The following is a 516-nucleotide window of genomic DNA, read 5'->3' as shown; positions in this document are numbered from 1 at the left end:
GGGGATGTCGTCGTCGGCACGGTGGTGAACGTACCGCTACGCTCTGCCAACCAGGACAGCGCCTCACGGCGGGCGCCCGCCGAGGACCCGATAGGACCAGTGCGGGCGCCGGAACGCATACTGAAACCCATGGTGAATGCTTCCCCCACCGAGCCCGAGGCACCCGCTTCCTCGGAGGCTCCCGCTCCGGCACCGGTTCCCGCGACCCTCTCCCGTCCCGTGTCGTGGTTCCTGCTGGCGTTCGGCGCCTGGAGCTGGGTCATCTGGGTCACTTTCGTGAAAAATCTCTGGAAGGACGGCAGCGGGCTGGCCTTCGACGACGCGGGTTCCCCCACCGCGTACTTCTGGGTGCACTTGCTGCTCGCGATCACCTCGTTTCTTCTGGGGACGGCTGTAGGACTCATCGGGTTGCGTGGCGTCAGGGCGCTGCGGCGTAGCTCATAGGCGCCGGTTGACCCATTCCCGGGACGTACGCCCGTTCCCCCTTCTACGGTGATGCGCATCACTGGGCGGGAG

General features: G+C 66.9%; 1 protein-coding gene. It reads left to right on the top strand.

Annotated elements, in window-relative coordinates; translation table 11 throughout:
- The first annotated feature begins 219 nt into the window (after window positions 1–219).
- The gene (locus tag K6I33_RS35640; protein ID WP_229358908.1) at window positions 220–444 is read left to right on the top strand and encodes an SCO4848 family membrane protein; all 225 of its coding nucleotides are present in this window, start codon (window positions 220–222) and stop codon (window positions 442–444) included.
- Window positions 445–516 lie beyond the last annotated feature (72 nt).

The sequence above is a fragment of the Streptomyces sp. UNOB3_S3 genome (assembly GCF_020740895.1).
GTDB lineage: Bacteria > Actinomycetota > Actinomycetes > Streptomycetales > Streptomycetaceae > Streptomyces.
This window is presented reverse-complemented; position numbering and strand designations above follow the sequence as displayed.